The organism is Myroides sp. 1354 (genome assembly GCF_030324495.1).
Lineage (GTDB): Bacteria > Bacteroidota > Bacteroidia > Flavobacteriales > Flavobacteriaceae > Flavobacterium.
In genome coordinates, this window is sequence record NZ_JACAGN010000001.1 from 293048 (window position 1) to 315584 (window position 22537).

Consider the following 22537-nt stretch of genomic DNA (forward strand, 5'->3'; position numbering starts at 1 on the left):
CATTTGCACTCGCAAAAATAAAGATGTCATAAGCTTTATTTGAGTGTAATAAATTTTTCATAATTTATAGTTTTTTGGTTGGTTAATAGCATAAAAACTCAGTCAATTATTTGACTGGGTTTTTTTGTTTGTTATTTTTGAATAAAATTAGCCAACTATGAAAAAAGTATTATTTGTTTTTTATACCTTTCTACTGTGTGCGATAACCGCTTTTGCACAGACTAAGCCTCAAGCATTTAAAGCAGGAGAATACTTGAAATTCAGGGTGTCCTATCTTTTTTTAAATGCAGGTATTGCAGAATTGAAATTATCGGAAGTGCAATACAAAGGGGAGACCATGTACCATGCCAAAGGTATTGGTTATACTACTGGACTTTCCAAGACTTTCTTCAAAGTGTATGACGATTATCAAAGTTATTTTGAAAAAGATGCCGTGATACCCCATCGATTTATTCGAAAAATCGACGAAGGAGGCTATACCAAAGATCAAGAAGGTTTTTTTGATTATTCCAAGAAAAATGTTCTCGTTAAAGATTACGAGAAAAAGAAAGAAAATACATATCCTATTGTCACAGATGTACAGGATATCGTATCGGCTTTTTATTATTTGAGAAATCACCCTAAATTAGATAGTTTAAAGAAGAATGAAGCCGTTGAAATCGATATGTTTTTCGATGGAGAAGTGTTTCGTTTTAAATTGTTGTACCTGGGAACTTCCGTGATAAAAACAAAATTCGGGAAAGTGAAAGCTTTGTCTTTCAGGCCGTATGTAATGGCAGGCCGTGTATTCAAAGAAAAAGAGAGTTTAACGGTTTGGGTATCTGCTGATGCCAATAAAGTGCCTTTGCGTATTAAAGCTGAATTAGCTGTAGGTTCATTAAAAGCCGATTTAGAAGAGTACAAAGGATTAGTTTCAACATTAAAGACAGAAAAGTAATGAACGATATTACCGCTCAACATATAAAGAATTTAGAAGAAAAATTTACCCAAATGGGACAGAATCCCAATGTGCATTTAGAAGGGTTGTTATATGGCAAACCACTGACGTATTGGGATTATATTCAAACGGATGCGCTATTAGGGCTGCAAATTCAACGTACCTTATATCCTGACGAAATGGTGTTTATTATGTACCACCAAGTCAATGAATTATTGTTTAAAATGATTTTATGGGAAATGGAACAACTTGCTGTTCCTACTCCTGTTGAAGTAGATGTATTTACCGATAAATTGATGAGAATTAGCCGATATTTTGATATGTTGACTAATTCTTTTAGCATTATGGGTGATGGTATGGACGTGGATCAGTACAATAAGTTCCGCAATACATTAGCTCCTGCTAGTGGATTCCAAAGTGCACAGTATCGTTTAATCGAATTTGCTTCAACAGATTGGAGAAATTTAATTGATAAACGATTTATTCGCGACTTATCGGAAAATATTTCGGAAGAGGAAGCGTTAGAGTTTATGTACTGGCAAGCAGCTGGGAAGAATTACCAAACAGGTGAAAAGTCTTACTTGCTCGGGGAGTTTGAAAAAAAATACCGTCAAACTTTTGTTAAAGCAATGAAAGATTATGAAAAAACAAATTTATGGCAGAAATTTGTTGAACTTCCTAAAGAAGCACAAGAGCGTCCAGAATTGATTCAAGCGATGAAACACTATGATTATACGGTCAATGTTACATGGGTGATTGGACACTATAAAACGGCACTAAAATATTTAGAAAGTACAGGGGTTACCAAAGAAGCAACAGGAGGAAGTGATTGGAAAAAATATATGTTGCCAGAGTATCAGAAGAGAATATTTTTCCCTGCCTTATGGTCAGAAGAGGAATTAGCAAATTGGGGTAAAGGATTGGTTTAAAAATAGAAAAAAGGAAGTTTTGAAGTATAAAATTTTTATGTTGTTAGCAGGCTTACTTCTTTTTTCTTCTTGTAAAAAAGAAGGGGAAATGGAAGTGAGTACGGATACGGAAGATGAAACAGTAGAGGAAATTGTCGCTGAATTGTACGGGTTCAATTTGAAGGATTATGTCGTAACAGAAGATACGATTCGGTCTGGAGATAACCTAGGCAAGATTTTTGGTGATTTTAATCTCAATGCTTCAGACGTACACAATATTGTTACCAAGGTAAAAGATACGATTAACGTTCGAGGGATTCGAGCAGGACAACCTTATACATTGATTAAGTATAAAAACAAACCCGATCAATTGGCGGCTTTTGTTTATCACCCTAATATATCGGGATACCAAGTAATTGATCTTCGAGATACGATTACGGCTTATACTAAGACATATCCTGTGACAATTAGAAGGAGAACTGTGGCGTCGACCATTGATGGTTCTTTATCGATGAGTTTGAGCAAAGAGGGAGTAGATCAGTCTTTAGCTACGCGTATGTCGCAAATTTTCGCTTGGTCCATTGACTTTTTTAAATTACAACCAGAAGATCGCTTTGCGGTGACGATTGAAGAAAAATACATAAACGATACGGTTTATGTGGGAATTTCAAAAGTGGAGGCTGCTTATTTTAATTATAGAGGGAAAGATTTGTATTCTTTTCCATACCAAAGACCAGGGGCTAAAGGCAAGGATTATTACGATGAAGAAGGACGTCCTATGAAAAGTATGTTCTTAAAGGCTCCTTTGAAATTTTTTAGAATTACTTCAAGATATACTAAAAGTCGATTTCATCCTGTACAAAAAACGTGGAAATCACATAATGGCACGGATTATGCAGCACCTACAGGAACGCCGATTATGACCACTGCTTCTGGAGTAGTTGAACGCACAGGATACACTGCAGGAAATGGAAATTATGTCAAGGTAAAACACAACGGTACCTATTCTACCCAATACTTACATATGTCTAAAATCTTAGTAAAGAAAGGACAGTATGTAGAACAAGGACAATCGATAGGATTGGTGGGAAGTACAGGGTTAGCGACAGGACCTCATGTGTGTTATCGATTCTGGAAAAATGGTGTGCAAGTAGATCCATTGGGGCAGGTTTTACCAAATTCTGAACCCATGGATAAAAAGAGTATCCCTGCTTATAAAGAACATATCCAACCTTTAAAAGCAGAGTTAGATGCTGTGATTAAAGAAAAATTTAATAAATAATCTCTGTTTCAAGTAAAATGTTACAATCTATTAATCCTACTAGTACTGCTGCATGGACGAAACTACGTGAGCACTTTGAGCAAATGAAGTTCATCCAAATGCAAGATCTCTTTAAAGAGGATGCTAGTAGAGGAAGCTCATTTAATATTCAATTTGAGGAGTTTCTATTCGATTATTCTAAGAATAAAATTACAAAGGAAACCTTGTCTTATTTGCTTCAATTGGGTGAGGAAGTGCAATTGAAACAAGCCATTGAAGCCTTATTTACTGGAGATAAGATAAATAAAACCGAAAATAGAGCCGTATTGCATACGGCTTTACGTGATTTTACGCAAGCATCACCGATTAAGGTTGATGGAGTGAATATTCTAGAAGAGATTCAAGAAACAAGAGCTCATATTGAGCATTTTGTAACAGAAGTAGTAGAGGGACGTTATCTTTCTAGCTCTGGTCAGCCTTTTACGGATGTTGTTAATATTGGTATTGGAGGATCGGATTTAGGCCCTAAAATGGTGGTACATGGATTAGAAAATTATCGAAATCACTTAAACACTCATTTTATTTCGAATATTGATGATGATTATTTGTATGCGGTACTGAATAAATTAAATCCAGCGACTACCTTAGTCTTAATTGTTTCTAAGACTTTTACAACGCAAGAAACGGTACTCAATGCGGATAAAGTTGTACAATGGCTTACTGCAAGCATAGGGCAGGAGAACCTTAGTCAACATTTAATAGGTGTTACGGCTGAAGTAGAACGTGCTGTCGCTTACGGGATTGATCGTGCAGCAATTTTTCCGATGTGGGATTATATAGGAGGGCGATTCTCCCTGTGGAGTTCAGTGGGATTGTCCATTGCTTTGGCTATTGGTTACCCCAATTTTGAGCAATTATTGAAAGGTGCGCATAAAATGGACCAACATTTTAGAAATGCTCCTTTTGAAAATAATATTCCAGTCATTTGTGCTTTGTTGAGTGTCTGGTACAATAATTTTTATGGATATCAAACGGAAGCTGTTGTGCCTTATAGTCAATTTTTAGAAAAATTTCCTGCTCATTTACAACAGATGATTATGGAGAGTAATGGAAAAGACAAGAATCGTCTTGGAAATCAATTGACATACGAAACAGGAACCTTGATTTGGGGAGAGGTTGGGGTATCCGCTCAACATGCCTTTTTTCAATTGTTTCACCAAGGGACGAAAGTTGTGCCTGTTGATTTTATTGGCTTTGTCAATCCTTTTGCACAAGAAGATACCAATCACACGATTTTGATGTCGAACTTTTTTGGACAGACAGAGGCGTTGTTGAACGGCAAAGAGGCTACACGTGAACAAGAAGATGAAGATCCTTTGATTCAGAACTTTAGAGAATTTGCAGGCAATAAACCGTCTAATACGCTATTAATTGACAAATTGACTCCAGAATCACTAGGTGCCCTAGTTGCTTTATACGAACACAAGACTTTTGTACAAGGTGTGATATGGAATATTTACAGCTTTGACCAATTTGGTGTTGAATATGGCAAGGTTTTAGCAAAAAATATTCAAGGGGAAATTATTTCGAATAATGTATTGAAACACGACAGTTCTACAGCCTTTTTGCTGAATTACTACTTAAGGAATAGAAGTCTTTAGAATTCAATAAATTGGGAGATACATAAAATTTAATAATTAGATAACATTATAGGAGTTTCTTTTTGTACATTTGCCGTGAAATTAATTTATCACTTACACTTACAAAATGAGAAACTTGAAGAACTGGATGTTGTTTATCGTAATGGTTATTACGTCAACATCTGCATTTTCACAAAACAAAGTAAAGGGTACAGTAATTGATGGAGAGCTTTCTATGAGCTTACCGGGTGCTACTGTATTGGTGAAGGGAACGCAAAATGGAGTGTCGACAGATGCGAATGGAGCGTTTACTTTAAACGTAAATAACGATAAAGGAGAAGTAGTTATCTCTTTTATTGGTTATCAATCAAAAACGGTTGCTTATAAAGTTGATGCAAACAAAGTGGCAACTTTAGGTAACATCGTGTTAAACCCAGATGAAAACATGTTAGCTGACATCGTGATCATGGGAGTAGCAGACGTTGCAAAAGACCGTAAAACACCAGTTGCTGTTTCTACAATTAAAGCCGCTGTAATTCAAGAAAAATTAGGGTCTCAAGAATTCCCTGAAGTTTTAAACACAACCCCTTCCGTTTATACTACAAAAGGTGGAGGAGGATTTGGTGATTCTCGTATCAATATTCGTGGATTTGACCAAAAAAACATTGCAGTAATGGTAAACGGTATGCCAATCAACGATATGGAAAACTCTTCTGTATATTGGTCAAACTGGGCAGGTTTATCTGATGTTACATCTGCTATGCAAGTACAACGCGGTTTAGGTTCTTCTAAACTTGCAATTTCTTCTATTGGAGGAACAATCAACATTTTAACTCGTACTGCTGATGCTAAAGAAGGCGGATCTCTTTCTGCTGGTGTTGGAAATGATAATTTCTTTAAAGGAACAGCGTCATATAGTACTGGTATTTTGGATAATGGACTGTCTGCTTCAGTATTGTTAAGCCATAGTTTTGGTGATGGTTACGTAAGAGGTACAGACTTTAGCGCAAGTAATTACTTTGTAGGGTTAGGATACCAAACGAAAGATGCGAAACACAATGTTCAATTTACTTTTACAGGTGCTCCTCAAACGCACTCTCAACGTTATAGTTATGTAACTTTACAAGAGTTTTTAGATCAAGGTGAAGGTGGAGATCCAAATATCCGTTATAACAAAGATTGGGGATATTTAAATGGACAAGTGTATAATGCAAGAGAGAATTATTATCACAAACCAGTGATGTCATTAAACTATGATTGGTTAATCAACGAAACGACTAAATTAAGTGCTGTAGTTTACGGTTCTTGGGGTCGTGGAGGAGGTGGAGGATTAACAGGTAAAATTGTTGGTCCAAAAGATCCTAAAACTGGAAAAGATACTAGTTTGTATGCAGATACGCAGTTAGATGCTAACGGTCAGTTGAGAATGGATGACATTGTTGAATATAATAGTGGAAGAAGTAATCCTTTTGGAGGACCAGTTAAAGCTAATACATATAATGATGCTAATACAGGAATCACAAAATTAAATTCTGTGAATTCTCATAACTGGTACGGAACAATCATTAATTTGAATAAAAAGCTAAATGAGAATTTTACTTTAGATTTCGGTGTTGATGCACGTACATATAAAGGATTCCATTTTCAAAATGTATCTGATTTCTTAGGTGCAACTGGTTACAAAGAGACATTAGATTTAAATTACGATAAAAATGGATATATCATTACTGATAGCTACGGATCTAAAGTAAGTTATAACCCATGGGCGTCTAAGAATGATAAAGGTATTGCGAAGTATAATAATGATGGAAATGTACGTTGGTATGGAGCATTTACTCAATTAGAATACTCAAAAGACAACTTTACTGCCTTTATTCAAGGAGCAATCTCGAACCAAGATTTCCAACGTGTAGATAATTTTATTAAAGATGGACGTACAGTTGATAATTCTGGAAGAGATTTACCAGAATGGAAGCAACAAGCAAAAACATCTTGGAAAAGTATCTTAGGAGGAAATGTTAAAGGGGGTGTGAACTATAACATTGATGAGAATCACAATGTATTTGGTAACATCGGATATTACTCAAAACAACCGTTCTTTAATGGGGTATATATCAACAACACCAATCAGTTGAATCCAGATTTGATGAACGAGAAAATTTTTGGAGTTGAATTAGGATATGGATATCGTTCTGCAATTTTCAATGCGAATGTGAATTTGTATAGAACATCTTGGGAAGATCGTATTGAAAGAAGAAGTGTTTCAGTAGAGTTTGTGGATGCAAATGGAAAAACGACAAGACAAAGTGCGAATGTACAGTTAAATGGACTAGCACAATTACACCAAGGAGTTGAAGTTGATTTCAATGTACGTCCATTGGATAAAATGACTATTAATGGGGCATTTTCTTATGGAGATTGGAATTATACAAAAGATGTAAAGAATGCTACAATTCTAGATCGTGATACAAACGAGGCGGTTATTGATCCAAATACAGGTAAACCAATTGTGAAAGATTTGTACTTAAAAGATTCTAAAGTAGGTGATTCTGCTCAGATGATGGCAAGTTTAGGTATTGATTATGAAGTGGTTCAAGGATTGAAATTTGATGCTACGTATCGTTATGTTGATAAATTATATTCTAAAATTGACATTATGTCAATGGCTGAAAAAGATAATAAAGGTGCTTTAAAATTACCAAGCTTTAACTTATTCGACTTAGGGATGACTTTTACAATGAAAGTTGGAAAAGAAAAACAAAACTCTGTTGTAGTAAGAGCAAACGTAAATAACGTATTTGATAAAATCTATATTACAGAATCTAATACTTCTAAACACGCTAAAACAGAAGGTGATTTTGAAAAAGTTGAGGATTATAACAAATATCGTGCAACTTCAACTTGGAAAGGTATAGATACGTCTAACCAAGTTTGGTTTGGAACAGGAAGAACGTGGAACGTTACATTGAGATATAATTTCTAAGAAATTAAAATCAAAAAAGATACAAAAGGATGGTTAGTAATAGCCATCCTTTTTTTGTTGGTAGTGGCCTCGTTTTTTCGTAAGTTGTTTATTCGAATGAAAAAAAGTATAACCAGTAAAAGCACAAGAAAGAATGAAAATAAAAAAGTTAACGGAAGATATAGGGATTTCCGAAATTTGCTTCGGTGGAAATGTATTGGGATGGACCCTAGATGAAAAAGCATCGTTGCGTATGCTGGATGAATTACACGAACAGGGAATCAATTTTATCGATACGGCTAATAGTTATTCCCATTGGGTGGCTGGAAATGCAGGCGGTGAATCGGAGCGCATTCTCGGAAAGTGGTTTGCTGAAAGCAAGAAGAGACAAGATGTGGTGTTGGCTACGAAAGTAGGTGGAGGCATGCAAGGGGTTGAACGCGGCTTGACCCGACAACAAATCACCGATGGAATTGATGCTTCTCTGAAGCGCTTGCGTACGGACTATGTCGATTTGTATTATTCCCATCACGATGATTTGAATGTGGGAGTTGAAGAAATCATGGGAACCTATCAAGAGCTGATTCAAGCGGGTAAGGTTCGTTCCTTAGGGGCTTCGAATTTAAGTGCAGAACGCCTGATTGAAAGCAATCAACTAGCAGAAGTGAAAGGATGGACGAAGTACATCGCCTTACAGCCGCTTTACAACCTCTACGACAGAGAAAAGTATGAATCGGAGTATAAACACATCGTAGTAGATACAAACCTTGCTGTAATGCCTTATTTTGCTTTGGCCAGTGGTTTTTTATCTGGAAAGTATAGATCAACGGCTGATTTGGAAGGCAGTGCCCGTAAAATGATGGTGGAACATTACTTAAACGATAGAGGATTGCGTATTTTAGATGGACTCACTCAAATTGGGCGTAAACACAGTGCGACGAATGCTGAAGTGGCCATCGCTTGGTTGCTGCATCAACCAACTATTACGGCACCTATTGTCAGTGCAACGAATGCCAAACAATTGCAGAGTTTGATTCGCGCAACAATCATTCAATTGGATGTTGATGATTTGACAGTGCTGGAAGCCGTTAGTCAAGGGAAATAGAAAGAATTAATTTTGTATATATGCTAAAAGTCTGGTTTTTTAACTAGACTTTTTTGTTTATATCGTAATTAATTTAGAAGATTAAGGTATTTCGATTAATTAGAAACGTATTTTATATTTTTTACTGTAGTATTTCTGTTTAATTCTCTTTTTTATCCTTGTATTATTAACATATTGTTTTTTTAATATTAAATTATCCTTGTTTTTTTTGTATTTATGTTTAAAAGTATATGATGGTGTTTTGAAAAGGAATAAATTAAGTTAATTTCGCCTAATAATTAACTTAATTTTTTACATAATGAAGAGATTGGTATTACTAATAGCTTTGTTTCCTTTTGCAACTATGGCTCAACAAGTACCACGTAAGGTTGTGTTTGAGTACGATACGGCTGGAAACCAGATTTATAGAGGCATTGAAATTGACATGACATCAACTGTATTGTCAAGGGCTGAAAACGAGGAAACTCAAGCAGAACCCCAAGGGATTGGCTATGAGGATTCTAAATTGAAATACTATCCCAATCCGGTACAAGATGTGCTTTATGTGGAATGGGATAGAGGGTATAAAACAGTAGCTACCATCAGCTTGTACACGGCTAATCATCAGGTGCTACAACAAATTGGAAATCTTTCTTTTGAGAACCAGACCCAAGTAAGATTTGATCAATTGCCTAAGGGATCTTATTTTATGGTAGTCTTCTATCAGGATGGAACGAAAGAAAATATTACCATAATTAAACGATAAACGATGAGATATAAAAACTTTTTATTACTGTGTAGTTTATGGACTACCATCGTGTCTTATGGGCAAATTGTGGTTTGGCCAGGAGATCAAGACCCAATTCCTTCCAATGAAACGCCTATCGGAAAAACAGAAGGAAACCTTGAGGTTAACTTAGTAGGAGCAGCAATTTACTCTGTTCCTATTCAAGTGCCAAAAGGAGTTAATGGAGTAGAGCCTAAGGTCAGTTTAGTTTACAATAGTAAGTCAACAAATGGTAATGTTGGATTAGGATGGTCAATTTCGGGTATTTCTACTATAACTAGAGTGCCTTCTACTGTGTTTCACGATGGAAAAGTTAGTGCTGTTGATTTCTCCTCTTCGGATCGATTTGCATTAGATGGTCAACGATTACTTTTGAAATCAGGAACCTATGGTGGGGATGGTGCAGAGTATCAAACAGAAAATTATTCGAACATCAAAATTACCTCTCACGGAGTTTCTCCTTATGGAGCGAATTATGGACCAAAGTACTTTAAAGTACAATACCCAGATGGAAGTAGTGCAACATACGGAAATTCTAATAATTCGCGTTCGAAATTAGCTTTCGCTATTGACCGTTGGAGTAATTCTTCAGGCGTTAATTTAGCTTATACATATGAGGAAAATGGAGGAATACTTTTTATTTCTTCTATAAAATATGTTTCAACATTAGACGCTCTTGTTGTTGACCCTGGAATTTCGTTACCAAGAACTCAATCTTTAAATAATCAACTCCCTTTTTTTCAATTGTATGAGAATGAAGTGAAATTTTATTATAACCCAAAATCTAGTAGCAAAGAGGAGTTTTATATTGGCGGACAAAAGTTCTCTAATGAGCAATATTTGAGTAAAGTTGAAAGTAGAAGTGGAGGGAAAGTATTCAGGTCTTATGCATTAGATTACAAAACGAATGCTTTAGGATATGAACAGTTGGCCAAGATTAAAGAGTACAATGGAATAGATGCTAAAACTCTGACTCCTTTAGAATTTAAATATAATAATACTGTTGAACAAATTTTTCACACAACTAGAAATCAGTTAGTTACAAATAGCAATTTATCAGGAGATGCCACATTAAAAACGCATGCAATTCTTACAGGAGATTTTGATGGAGATGGGGACTTAGATTATATCTTGTATAATAAGAAGAAAGCGGAATATTGGGTTTTTAATACTTCTTATGCCGATCAAAAGACAGGAATCTATAAGCAAGTAAGTCAATCAGGAGAATTTGATACACTTTTGAGATTTGCAAATATCAATCAGAATAATGAAATGCAGCCTTATGATAGTTGGGTTACTATTTTAGGGAGTAGAGTATTCACAGTGAATAAAATTGTGAATAATGTTATTGTAGAAGATTATTCTAAAATATTTACATTTCCAGGATTAGATACTCATATTGAAAGCGATGTGCCTTTTATTTGTGGTGGTGATTTTCAAGAAGCAGATAAGGATTATTTTGCTGCGGATTTTAGAGGAAATGGTAAAATGGATATCTTGGGTATTGAAAAATATAAGGAAGGTTATGTAGATATTTGTGATTATTATGATCAAAAAGTAAGAAGTTATACGATTTATTCAGAACAAGATGCTTATTTTTTGAATATGGATAGAAATGATACATCACCTATGATTAATTTGGGATATGTTGATAATAAGGATGCTATTGCAACATTTGCTCATGATTTTACAGGAGATGGAAGAGCTGATGTGGTTGTGGTTAAACCTGAGAAAATATTGTTGTATAGCTTAAATTTAAATCAAAATAGAATAGAATTAATTTATACGCATACGGAAGGGACAATTAATAAAGATAGTCAAGCTCATGTTGGGGATTTTAATGGAGATGGTAAATTAGACTTATTGATAGTAAGCCCTTCTTCGACAGATATTTTCTTTAGCACGGGAAGTAGTTTGGTTAAAAAACAAATAAGTTCCCTTTATTACGATCCAAAAGGCAGCTCGTCTGATCATACATCAACTCCATTAAGTAGTGATCTTCGTAACTTTAAAACAATTATTTGTGATGACGTAAATAACGATGGCAAAACAGATATTATTCAAGTATCAAGTAATGTTAAAGTAAGTAAAACTGCAAACTCAGGTTATGGTGGGACAATTGTAGGAATAAGTGTCTTAAGAAATTTAGGAGCTGGAGAGTTTCAACTTTCTCCTTCACAAACTAATTCTTATTGGGCTCCTCATTCTACTTATGATTGGTTCTCTACAACTGGAAATGAAACATTTTTCCCTATTCCTTATAATTTAACGCCAGATAAGAAATTTGCATTTGTTAAAAATAATTATCGACTTGGATTTTTTATTAGTGGAGGAACTATAGAGTTTCAGTTTTCACATGACAATAACAAAGATAGTTTGTTGAAAGAAATTAAAATGGATGGGCAAACGACTTCTATAGCATATGGACAATATGGTATTCCACAAGAGAATCTAGACTTTAGTCATTTCCAAAAATATGAAACTAGAAAGGAGACTTATCCTTTATACGAACCTAATTTTTTATCTAATATATCTGTAGTTTCGAAAATTAAGGTGACTGATGGAGTGCATAGTTTGTTTAAGTCGTTTTCTTATGCCTCTCCTATTTTTAACTTACAAGGGATTGGTTTTCTAGGATTTAAAGGTTTAGTAAGTACAAATTGGTATGATAAACCCGAAAATATGTTTAAAAATATCAAAGAGTTTGATGTCATCAATAGAGGTTTGTTGAAAAAAGAAACTGTTGCTGCTGGTAATCAGTGGGATTCTTTTATTCCTCCATCGAGCCCTATTGCTCGATTACAATCTTTTGAAAGTACAGTTAATTATGAATATCAAACAGAATTTTTGTCTAATAAGGTATTCAAACCTAGACTCACTAAACTAACAGAGAAAAATTATGGTGGGTTTTCTGCTATGTTAGGTAGGAATTACTTTGAAAAAGAAACCATTAACACATATAATCAATATAATGATGTGATTAAACAGCAGATCCAATATAAAGAAATGTATGGATTAGTAATGGTTGGGCAACCTAGTTTTACTTTAAATAAAACGGAAATAATTGAAAATACATACGCCTATGGAGCTACAAATCCGAGCTATTTTATGAGTCGATTGCTGAAGTCAAAGAAGATAGAAACAGCAGCAGGAGAAAGTAGTTTTACTACAGAAGATAGTTATACGTACGATGAAAAAGGACGAGTAGTAGAAGTGCTTAAAAAAGGTAATAATACAACTGAAACGCGAACAGAAAAGAATACGTACGATCAATATGGAAATATTGTGGAAAAGAGCCTCAAGGCGGGTAATTTACCAGAGCGAAAACAAACCTATAAATATGGGTATTATGGGCGTTTTTTAACTGAGGGAACGGATGTTGAAGGATTAAAAACAACCTATAGTTATAATGGAACTAGAGGACTTTTAAGGGAGAAAAAGAATGCTTTTGGACACATAACTAAATATACTTATAATAATTGGGGAGAGCCTTTGAGTGTTACAGATTATCTAGGGAAAGTTACGCAAACACAATATGTAAAAACAGATCGAGGATTTGAGGTGATCACAACGAATGACGAAGGAAGTTGGAATCGAAATACTTTCAATGCAAAAGGAAATAAAATACAGACTGCAACTAAAGACTTGCAAGGGCAAACAGTGAGTCGTTCCTACGAATACGATGCTTATAATCGTGTTGTAAAAGAAAGTGAAGGATATTTTGGAAATACACCCTCTTTATGGAATGAAACGGTATATGATAAAAAAGGTCGTGTGATTAAGGTAAAGACAAGTAAAGGAAAGGAGATTACTAAAACGTATACTTTAGCTACTATTAAGGAGAATGATGGTGTCATGACAAAAGAAACAAAAGTAAATTCGCTGGGTCAGACCATTACTCAAAAAGACGAAGGAGGAGAGATTAAATACACTTATTTCTCCAATGGTAATTTGAAATCTGCAAATTATGAAGGGGTTGTTGTGTCTCAAGAACAAGATGGATGGGGAAGAAAAATAAAATTAATGGATCCTGCTGCAGGAGTTTATACCTATGCTTATAATGCGTATGGAGAGTCAATAAAAGAAGTATCTCCGAAAGGAACTACAGTATTTACTTTGGATAACTTTGGAAAGTTAATGCACAAAAAAATTACGGGTGATCATACAAATACTGACATAAATTATACGTACGATAATGAAAGTAAACAATTGACTTCTTTTGTTGCTGATGTAAGTGGAACAAACTATACGTACAATTATGAGTATGATACTTATCATCGTCTGATTAAGACAACAGAAATTACTCCCCTTGCTCGATTTTCTAAAGCAGTAGCTTTTGATGACTTTGGAAGGGCATTAGAAGAAACTTTTGGTGTACAAACACATGGTAAAACTGTTGAGAAAAAGATTAAACACCAGTACAAAAATGGCTATCATTGGCAGACTGTTGACGCTTTGACCAATCAGGTATTAACCTCCAAAGTGCAAGTTAATGCGTATGGACAATTGACTAAATCAAACTTAGGGAATGGGTTAGAAGTAACAAATGTTTATGATTCGTATGGGTATTTACAAACCAATAAAGTAAAGAAAGGAACAGCAGAACTGTTTACATTGGCAAATCAATTTAATGCGGCGACTAGTAATCTATTAAGTAGAACGAATGGGTTATTTAATCGAGGAGAAATTTTTACCTATGATAATTTAGATCGATTAACTTCATTTACCAATAAAGTAGGGGTACAAGAAACGCAAGAGTATGATGGTAAGGGACGTATTGAAAGCAATAATATTGGAACTTACGGCTATCCAAGTGAGACATCTTATCAATTGGAGTCGATAGAGCTAAATACAATTGCACAACCGCATTATCAATTGCGCCCAGAACAGCAAATCGCGTATAATGCATTTAAGAAACCGGTTTGGATTAAAGAATCAGAGAAAGAAAATATTTATTTTGATTATAATCCAGATAATAAGCGTAGTGTGATGCATTATGGCAATTTAGCAACCAGTAAAGAACAAAGTTCTCTCAAACGTTATTACTCAACTGATGGGAATATTGAAGTGAATTACAATAAGACAACAAATAAGGTGGATTTTGTTTTTTACTTAGATGGGGATGCTTATTCAGCTACGGTCATAGCGAAGGGAGAAAATACACCTGAATACTACTATTTACACCGTGATTATTTGGGTAGTATCTTGGCAATTACAAATAATGTAGGAACGATTGTAGAAAAAAGACATTTCGATGCTTGGGGTAATTTAGTTTTTGTTAAAGATGGACAAAATAATGATTTAAGTCAATTAACGTTTATGGATAGAGGTTATACTGGACATGAACACTTAGAAAAGGTGGCTTTAATACAGATGAATGGACGTTTGTATGACCCTATGCTAAGACGTTTCTTAGCACCAGACAACTTTATTCAAGACCTTTCAAATACACAAAACTTTAATCGTTATGGGTATGTACTGAATAATCCGTTAACCTATGTAGATGAAAGTGGCGAGATTTTTGGATTAGTATTTGGGTTGAGAAATCTGATAAGACAGTCAAAAAATGGTGAAATTAAGAATTTATGGGATGGAGTAAAAGCTTTTGGATCGGGATATATTGCTGGAACAATAGCAGGCCCCAATGTAATGATGATGGAAGGAGGTTTCGCAGGAGTAGGAGTTATTGTTGGAGCTTTTACTGGATTAGGAACAGGAGATTGGAGCAGTTTTAAAAATGCGATACGAATTGGAGAAGGGAGTTATTATCTCGATAGCAATCGAAGTTTTTTTAAGCAAACATGGCAAGGGATTAGTCGTTTTACGTTTGAATTACCTCAGACGACAGCAGGACATGCATATTTACAACTTAAAAATATGAATTATGAGGTTGATCGCGTGGAATATTTTGGAGGTGCTACATTTGCAATTAAAGAGTATGCAAATAAAAATTGGGGAATTTCATTAGGAAATTTTATTAGTGTTAATATAACTGATAAAGTACAAGGGCCATTTAATGAGTATATCCTAACGAACCCATTGTTACTGCACGAATATGGACATACTTTTGATAGTAGTAAACATGGGTTGTCCTATTTAGTTAGTATTGGGATTCCAAGTATGAAAGGAGATAGAGAAACTTGGACAGAAATACGCGCTAATAATTTTGCAGCAAAATATCTTAAAAAATATTATAATTTAGATTGGAAAGAGAAAAATTTTCATTTAGAAACAGATAGACACAATGCTTATCCATTAGAATAGTTGTATAAATAAAATCATCTATTTTAAATAGATGTTTATATCAACCACATTTAAAACAAAACCCCGCTTGCATCAATTTCATGCAAGCGGGGTTTTAGTTTAAAACGGTACTAAATCAAATGTTTTGCTTCTCGATTCTTGTTTACCGTAGTAGTGTTGATCGTTAATTTTCAGTACAAGCTTATACTTGTTACTCGTTATTCGAAATCCTCGTTTTGTTCTTAATGTTCTCAGTTTATCTTCGGTGGGTATTGTAAAAGAAAAATCAGGATTTAATTGCTGATCTAAGGCTGTAGATGCAAGGGAAACAACTGATTTAAAATAGGGGTTAAACATATTTGTTCTGGATCCATTGATAAAAGCATCAAAGAAAAAGTTACGAGCGAATGGTTTTGTTCGATTTCCCGATCCAAATTTTAGAACAATATGGTCTCCAATAGGATAGGCAATGACTCCATATAAACTTGCATTTTTAGCTCGGAGTAAAAAATCACTTCGTTTCTCTATTGGAGCATACTTGTCTTTATATAAACCTCTGACATTGCTAATCGCTACCATTTCACCTGTTATAAAATCAGCATGATCCTTTGTCATTTGGTACGTTTTTATCGGTTCCCCCTGTTGATCTCGCAGTACAATTGTGATGAATTGTTTGTCAAAATAGGCTTGTACAAGCCTATTACTGAAAAGCATAGAATTAGAACCAGGATGGTTTAAATGTGGTTTGTTAAAGGGTTGTGGATAACTAGCGTAGGTAGATTCTTGTGTCGTTAAGTCAATGCTCAAAACTTCTGTACTTTGGTTTGATGTATCCAAGGTGATATAAAGAACATCCTTGTGAATATAGTACTTTCTTTGTGCTGCCGCTTTTAGTAAATCCGTGGGTTGATTCATTTCTATATAGGTCATCGGCACTGAATCTTGTAAAGCGTGATTAAGAGATACCTGACTGTGAGGACCTAAATAAAAATTATGCCCTGTAAAGTTTATCATGGTATCTTTTTGTGTTTTTAAGTCTGCATCCAATTGCAAGAAACGGATTTGACTATTTCTGATTCTAGAATGAAGCGCATAAAACTTGTCCCCATGCGAAAAATGTAAAAATGAATCCTCTTCTTTCGGATCCCAGGTAAAAGGAGTGGCTGTTGTTGTTGTCTTTTGTTCAAAATCAAAAGTTTTTGATTGAATGTTTTTGTCTGTCACGATGTACATCGTGGCTTTATTCTCTTCAGCCACTGTAAAGGCTACAATGGTGCTATTAGGGTAATCGGGGATAAGTGTAAACAAGGATTGTTTTACCGTCAGGCTATCTGACATTTGAACCCCTTGTAGTTTCTTATAAGATTTCAAGAAAAAGAAATTCTTTTGTTTGGTGTTATAGTGATAGGCTTGGGTAATATTATCCAAATTCGTTGGTATTTTTACCTCTTTCACTTGAGCTTGTATAGCACCTACAAAACAAAGTAGGAATAGGGTTGAAATAAATTTCATAAGATGAATTCAATTTTACGCAAATATAGGTTTTATCTAGGTATAATTGGGAGGAAGAGCAAGGGTTTACCGCCTAGAAATACTGCTATTGTTTGGTATTTCTTTTTATATTTGAGTTATCATTTTAATATAGTGTTAGATGAAAAATTATTTAATTTTATTTTTTGCATTGGTTGGTTATAGCTGTCTTGCTCAGCAATTCCGTGTAGATTGGAAAGATATACCCGAACATTGGTGTGAAAAATTGGATACTTTGGGACAAGATGGTTTGCCTATTTTAAGCGAAGAGGAAGGTCTTTTCTTAGCGGATTATTTTAAGCAAGAAGGACAGTCTTTGGATTTGAAAGGTAAAAAAATAGCATTTATTTGTTCAGTGTCAAAAACAGATAAAGCTCGTTTTTTTCAAGATGTGAGATCTAGGTATTTTGAACTCAATCGCTCCGTTTCATGTAGGCTGTATGTATTTGATGAAAATCAAAATGAACAAACAGGAGGCTATGATGGAGCCATTGTTTTTTGGTCTAAACGAATGCTTAAGCCCAAAAAGATTATTTCAATTTTAAAATCCTCGTAAAAAATAATTTTGTTGGAATAAACTAACTGTAAATGAATATCAGCTTCGATTTAGATAGTACGTTAATTCCCAATGGAAAAGAGTTTGAAACCGAGAAAAGAAATTGGGTGGCAAAATTGTTTGGTTTTGAACCTATTCGCAAAGGAACGAGAACTTTGATTCAGGATTTGCAACGACAAGGACATGAAATTCACATCTATACTACCTCCTATCGAACACAGCGTCGCATTCGATGGACGTTGCGTTGTTATGGAATACAGGTCAACCGCATTGTCAATCAAAAAGAGAATAGCGTTCGATTAAAGGCACTTAAGGTTTATGCTTCAAAATACCCTAGAGGTTTTGATTTTGATGTACATATTGATGATTCCAAAGGTGTGGGAATAGAGGGCGAAAAGTATAATTTTAAGACTGTTATTGTTGACCCAAAGCAGGAAGATTGGGCGTATTATATCAAACAAGAAATACAAAGAATAGAACAAGAATAAACAACAAAAGGGTGTCCACTGGACACCCTTTTGTTTCTATAGCGATTCGATTAATTAATCGTTGCTCCGTTTTTTACACCCTCTTCATCTGGGTTGACGAAAACCAATTTACCGTTGGCGTCTTCTGTCATTAAGATCATCCCTTGACTTTCTACTCCGCGTAGCGCTCTTGGTGCTAAGTTAGCTAGAACCGTTACGCGTTGTCCAATGATTTCTTCAGGTTTGAAGTGTTCTGCAATTCCCGATACAATCGTTCTTACATCTAATCCCGTATCTACTTTTAACACTAAAAGCTTGTTTGCTTTTGGCATTTTTTCCGCTTCGATAATCGTTCCTACACGTAAATCCAATTTAGCGAAATCGTCATAAGTAGCGGTTTCTTTTTGAGGTTCAACTACTGCATTCGCTGCTTTATTTGCTTGTTTAGACGCTTCTAAGCGATCCAATTGTTTTTGAATCTCTTCATCTTCAATCTTAGCAAATAATAACTCAGCCTCGCCAATTTGGTGTCCTGCTTTGATTAACGGTTGATCTACTTCAACAGCAGACCAAGCGATTGGCGTTTCTAAGCGCAAGATTGCTTTTAATTTTGTCGCTGTAAACGGCAAGAAAGGCTCTGCTAATGTACTTAAGGCTGCAGCAATTTGCAAAGCCACATACATTTGTGTTTGTACGCGATCCGCATCTTCTTTAATTAGCTTCCAAGGCTCCTCATCTGCTAAGTATTTATTTCCTAAACGCGCTACATTCATCACTTCACCTAAAGCTTCTCTGAAGCGGTAACGATCGATTGAACTCTCAATTACTGCTGGATACGCTCTTAATTCTTGTAACGTAGCAATATCTACATCAGAAAATGCATGGGGTTGCGGAATTACTCCGTTGTAATATTTATTCGTTAAAACGACAACACGGTTGATGAAGTTTCCAAAAATAGCCACTAATTCGTTGTTATTTCTCGCTTGGAAATCCTTCCATGTAAAGTCATTGTCTTTTGTTTCTGGTGCATTTGCTGTTAAGGCATAACGCAATACATCTTGTTTTCCTGGAAAATCCTCCAAGTACTCGTGCAACCAAACTGCCCAGTTTTTAGACGTAGATAATTTGTTTCCTTCTAAGTTCAAGAACTCATTAGCAGGTACATTATCAGGTAGGATATAACTTCCTTCTGCTTTTAACATAGCAGGGAAAATCACACAGTGGAACACAATATTGTCTTTTCCGATGAAGTGAACCAATTTTGTGTCGTCTGATTTCCAATAAGGTTCCCAGTCTTTCCCTACGCGTTGTGCCCATTCTTTCGTAGAGGAAATATAGCCAATAGGTGCATCAAACCACACATATAATACTTTTCCGTCTGCTCCTTCCACTGGAACAGGAATACCCCAATCCAAATCACGCGTTACCGCACGTGGTTTTAAACCGTCATCTAACCATGATTTTACTTGTCCATATACGTTGGGTTTCCAATCGTTTTTGTGCCCTTCTAGAATCCATTCACGCAAAAATCCGTCGTATTGATCGAGGGGTAAAAACCAGTGTTTCGTTGATTTTAAAATCGGCTTGCTTCCTGTGAGGGTTGATTTAGGATTGATTAAGTCCGTTGCATTTAAAGAGGTACCACATTTTTCACATTGGTCTCCATAGGCTTCTTCATTCGCACATTTCGGACAGGTTCCCGTTACAAAACGGTCCGCCAAGAATTGTTGGGCTTGCTCATCGTATAATTGCTCCGTTACTTCTTCAATAAATTTCCCTTCATTATACAATTTCTTGAAAAATTCAGAAGCTGTTTGATGGTGAATAGAGGAAGAAGTACGAGAATAATTGTCAAAAGAAATACCAAAATCTTCAAAAGATTGTTTGATAATGCCATTGTATTTATCGATTACCTGTTGAGGGGTAATACCTTCTTTTTTCGCTTTCATAGAAATAGCCACCCCGTGTTCGTCGCTTCCACAGATGAAGGCAACATCTTTGCCTTGCATTCGCAAGAATCGAGCATAAATATCAGCTGGAACATAAACACCTGCTAGGTGTCCAATATGGATTGGCCCATTGGTATAAGGCAATGCCGCAGTTAGCGTATATCTCTTCGGATCTTGTATCATAAACTATATTCTATATGAAATTAATAAGAATGCAAAAATAAGCAATATTGCTGGAAGTTGAATGGATTATTTTACTGTGTTTTTGCCCTCTTTTAGAACAAATTAGGTCATAAAAAAGGCGAAATCAATTCGATTTCGCCTTTTTATACGGATATTAAATAATAAAATAACTACGTTATGGTAGAGGTTGTCCTACTTGAATATCACAACGGTGTCCTGGTTGCCCGTGTGGTGGGTTGATTTTACCACTATTTGCTGTTGCAGGTTGTCCTTGTTCTTGCATGATGCGGTTTTTAGCGTCATCATTAACTAAGAATGGTTGTCCTTGATTAGCAGCTGCAGGTTGTGGAGTTACTTGCATTGCATTACCACCCCCTGGAGGTGTGTCTAATGGTGCTCCTACAGGAATATCACAACGGTGTCCTGGTTGTCCATGTGCAGGGTTGATATTACCTGCCACAGCAGTGTTTTCGTTTGTTGGTGTACTCTGAACAGGTGTTGCTTGTCCGTCAACTGGCGCAGCAGCTTGTTCTGTTGTAGCTCCATCAATCGTTACGTTCGATGGCTCTTTTCCAGTATCTTTACAAGCAGTTAAGCCCAAAAGTAATAGCGTTGATAACGCAAATAAATAGTTTTTCATGATTAGCCTATTGGTTTGTTAAGTAAACTTAACATTTTTTTATCAACTAAAAAATAGTAGGATGTTAAACCTTATTCTTGAATGCTGTTTTTTTCCGTTGCAGCCTCTTTCATTTCCTCTTTTAACTTGAAAGAGGTTATCCCTGAAGAACTGTTCTCTTTGGTTCCATGCATGGGAATTTGAACGGGTTGCCCCTCTGTTTTTGAAGTAGGTTGCTCTAATTTGATGCGCTGTGGTTCCGGATTGTCTTTGCTCTTATCGGTGCAATTGGTTAAACTGAAACCGAAGACCAACAAGAGAAGTATAGGGAGTGATTTCATGGGATTTTTTGAATTTAAAAGTTATTCTGTCACTGAATTCGTTATTGTGGGTTCTAAATTAGTCAAAGCCACTTTCTTTTTCTTTAAAAATAGAAAGAAAATTGCTGAAAATATCCAAGAAACCCAAAAAAGATAAACTCCAATATGAAAATTGCTCTTCATATATTTGTGTGAGGTGGTTGTAAAATCCAAGTAGGTGAAATAAGCTGCTCCAAGTCCAACAAGAATAGTAAAAATAGCCATAGCATTGGCAATCTTAGCGGGTGTGAAATACTTGAAAAAGGCCAAAATCACAATGAGAAAAAGCTGAACTACAAAAATAAGGGCAGCTGTTTTCCAAGGGGATTTTAAAACGAGGTATTCTCGGTATAAAAACGTAATTCCCATACGTCCCATAAAAGACATTTTGGAAATCATAAACGCCATTAATACGGCCATGAGACCTTGTATTAAGACTAAAATGAAAATAGTTTTCCCCATGTTTTTAATTTGTAATTCTCCAACCTGTTTCTTCGGCATATTTCATTTTAAACTTTTTAGTAATAAATTCCGTATGAGGGGATTTATCCTCTTTTAAAAAATGAAAAGGCGTTGGATTTTTCTTTAACATGACTGTTGCCGTGGCTGACTTTTTGCCTTTAGCATCCAATTGAAAGCCATTATCTTTGTCTACCAAGTATTCAATGGTTTTAATTCTTATTTTATTGCCTTTTTGTTCTAATACATAAGGGTGAGATTTCTCTGTTAGCTTAATAGTCCCTTGCCAGATACTGTCTTTAGATAGAAAGCGTTTTTTTGCTGTGAAATCAGCGAGATTTAAATATCCCTCATCTGCTAGTTGTTGATAGCGCTCAATGAGTTCTGCGTCTTTTTTCTTTCTCAATTTTGTTTCTCCAACCGTGAAGGTTGTGCTCTCGTATATGGGTTGCGTTTCCATGTACGATTCGATTGCACTAAGGGCTTTAGAGGAATTTAGCGATTTATTATCACAAGAACTTAGGGTGAGAGCCACTAAAAATAAGCCTACAAATGATACGATGAATTTTTGCATTTTTTATTTCAAATGTACA

16 protein-coding genes are annotated in these 22537 nt (G+C 35.4%); 10 read left to right on the forward strand and 6 right to left on the reverse strand.

Going from position 1 to position 22537, the window contains the following annotated elements; all coding sequences use genetic code 11:
• The first annotated feature begins 157 nt into the window (after window positions 1–157).
• The 8 genes from HX004_RS01260 to HX004_RS01295 all read left to right on the forward strand — a co-directional run bounded on the left by HX004_RS01260 (window position 158) and on the right by HX004_RS01295 (window position 15843).
• The gene (locus HX004_RS01260) at window positions 158–937 is read left to right on the forward strand and encodes a DUF3108 domain-containing protein (protein WP_286440509.1); all 780 of its coding nucleotides are present in this window, start codon (window positions 158–160) and stop codon (window positions 935–937) included.
• Window positions 938–990: 53 nt separating this feature from the next.
• The gene (locus tag HX004_RS01265; RefSeq protein WP_286440812.1) at window positions 991–1866 is read left to right on the forward strand and encodes a tryptophan 2,3-dioxygenase family protein; all 876 of its coding nucleotides are present in this window, start codon (window positions 991–993) and stop codon (window positions 1864–1866) included.
• Between the two features lie 37 nt (window positions 1867–1903).
• Complete coding sequence (locus tag HX004_RS01270; RefSeq protein ID WP_502888452.1) at window positions 1904–3127, forward strand: M23 family metallopeptidase; 1224 nt, start codon at window positions 1904–1906, stop codon at window positions 3125–3127.
• A gap of 17 nt (window positions 3128–3144) precedes the next feature.
• Complete coding sequence (pgi, locus tag HX004_RS01275) at window positions 3145–4767, forward strand: glucose-6-phosphate isomerase (protein WP_286440511.1); 1623 nt, start codon at window positions 3145–3147, stop codon at window positions 4765–4767.
• A gap of 106 nt (window positions 4768–4873) precedes the next feature.
• On the forward strand, window positions 4874–7729 hold the full coding sequence (locus HX004_RS01280; protein ID WP_286440512.1) for a TonB-dependent receptor: 2856 nt from the start codon (window positions 4874–4876) through the stop codon (window positions 7727–7729).
• A 133-nt stretch (window positions 7730–7862) separates the two neighbouring features.
• The gene (locus HX004_RS01285; RefSeq protein WP_286440513.1) at window positions 7863–8813 is read left to right on the forward strand and encodes an aldo/keto reductase; all 951 of its coding nucleotides are present in this window, start codon (window positions 7863–7865) and stop codon (window positions 8811–8813) included.
• Between the two features lie 298 nt (window positions 8814–9111).
• Entirely contained in the window at window positions 9112–9558 is a 447-nt protein-coding gene (locus HX004_RS01290) for a T9SS type A sorting domain-containing protein (protein ID WP_286440514.1), read from the forward strand.
• 3 nt (window positions 9559–9561) lie between these two features.
• Window positions 9562–15843, forward strand: a complete 6282-nt coding sequence (locus HX004_RS01295; protein ID WP_286440515.1) for an FG-GAP-like repeat-containing protein — start codon at window positions 9562–9564, stop codon at window positions 15841–15843.
• A gap of 99 nt (window positions 15844–15942) precedes the next feature.
• Here HX004_RS01295 and HX004_RS01300 read toward each other — a convergent pair whose 3' ends face one another.
• Window positions 15943–17334 carry a hypothetical protein gene (locus tag HX004_RS01300; RefSeq protein WP_286440516.1) on the reverse strand — a complete coding sequence of 464 codons (1392 nt, stop codon included), beginning with the start codon at window positions 17332–17334 and terminating at the stop codon, window positions 15943–15945.
• 139 nt (window positions 17335–17473) lie between these two features.
• Between HX004_RS01300 and HX004_RS01305 the strand changes: the two genes are divergently transcribed.
• Complete coding sequence (locus HX004_RS01305; protein ID WP_286440517.1) at window positions 17474–17908, forward strand: DUF8192 domain-containing protein; 435 nt, start codon at window positions 17474–17476, stop codon at window positions 17906–17908.
• Between the two features lie 32 nt (window positions 17909–17940).
• Window positions 17941–18396, forward strand: coding sequence for an HAD family hydrolase (locus tag HX004_RS01310; RefSeq protein ID WP_286440519.1), 456 nt, complete (start codon window positions 17941–17943; stop codon window positions 18394–18396).
• Between the two features lie 50 nt (window positions 18397–18446).
• Here HX004_RS01310 and metG read toward each other — a convergent pair whose 3' ends face one another.
• The 5 genes from metG to HX004_RS01335 form a co-directional block, all read right to left on the reverse strand.
• On the reverse strand, window positions 18447–20507 hold the full coding sequence (gene metG, locus HX004_RS01315; protein WP_286440520.1) for a methionine--tRNA ligase: 2061 nt from the start codon (window positions 20505–20507) through the stop codon (window positions 18447–18449).
• A 175-nt stretch (window positions 20508–20682) separates the two neighbouring features.
• Entirely contained in the window at window positions 20683–21147 is a 465-nt protein-coding gene (locus HX004_RS01320) for a hypothetical protein (protein ID WP_286440521.1), read from the reverse strand.
• A 71-nt stretch (window positions 21148–21218) separates the two neighbouring features.
• A complete protein-coding gene (locus HX004_RS01325; RefSeq protein ID WP_286440522.1) occupies window positions 21219–21467 on the reverse strand; it encodes a hypothetical protein in 249 nt (82 codons plus the stop codon).
• Window positions 21468–21488: 21 nt separating this feature from the next.
• Window positions 21489–21986 (reverse strand): cytochrome d ubiquinol oxidase subunit II, encoded by a 498-nt coding sequence (locus HX004_RS01330; RefSeq protein ID WP_286440523.1) that lies wholly within the window; start codon window positions 21984–21986, stop codon window positions 21489–21491.
• Window positions 21952–22404, reverse strand: a complete 453-nt coding sequence (locus HX004_RS01335; RefSeq protein ID WP_286440524.1) for a hypothetical protein — start codon at window positions 22402–22404, stop codon at window positions 21952–21954. The genes HX004_RS01330 and HX004_RS01335 overlap by 35 nt, the downstream gene beginning before the upstream one ends.
• Window positions 22405–22537: the final 133 nt, after the last annotated feature.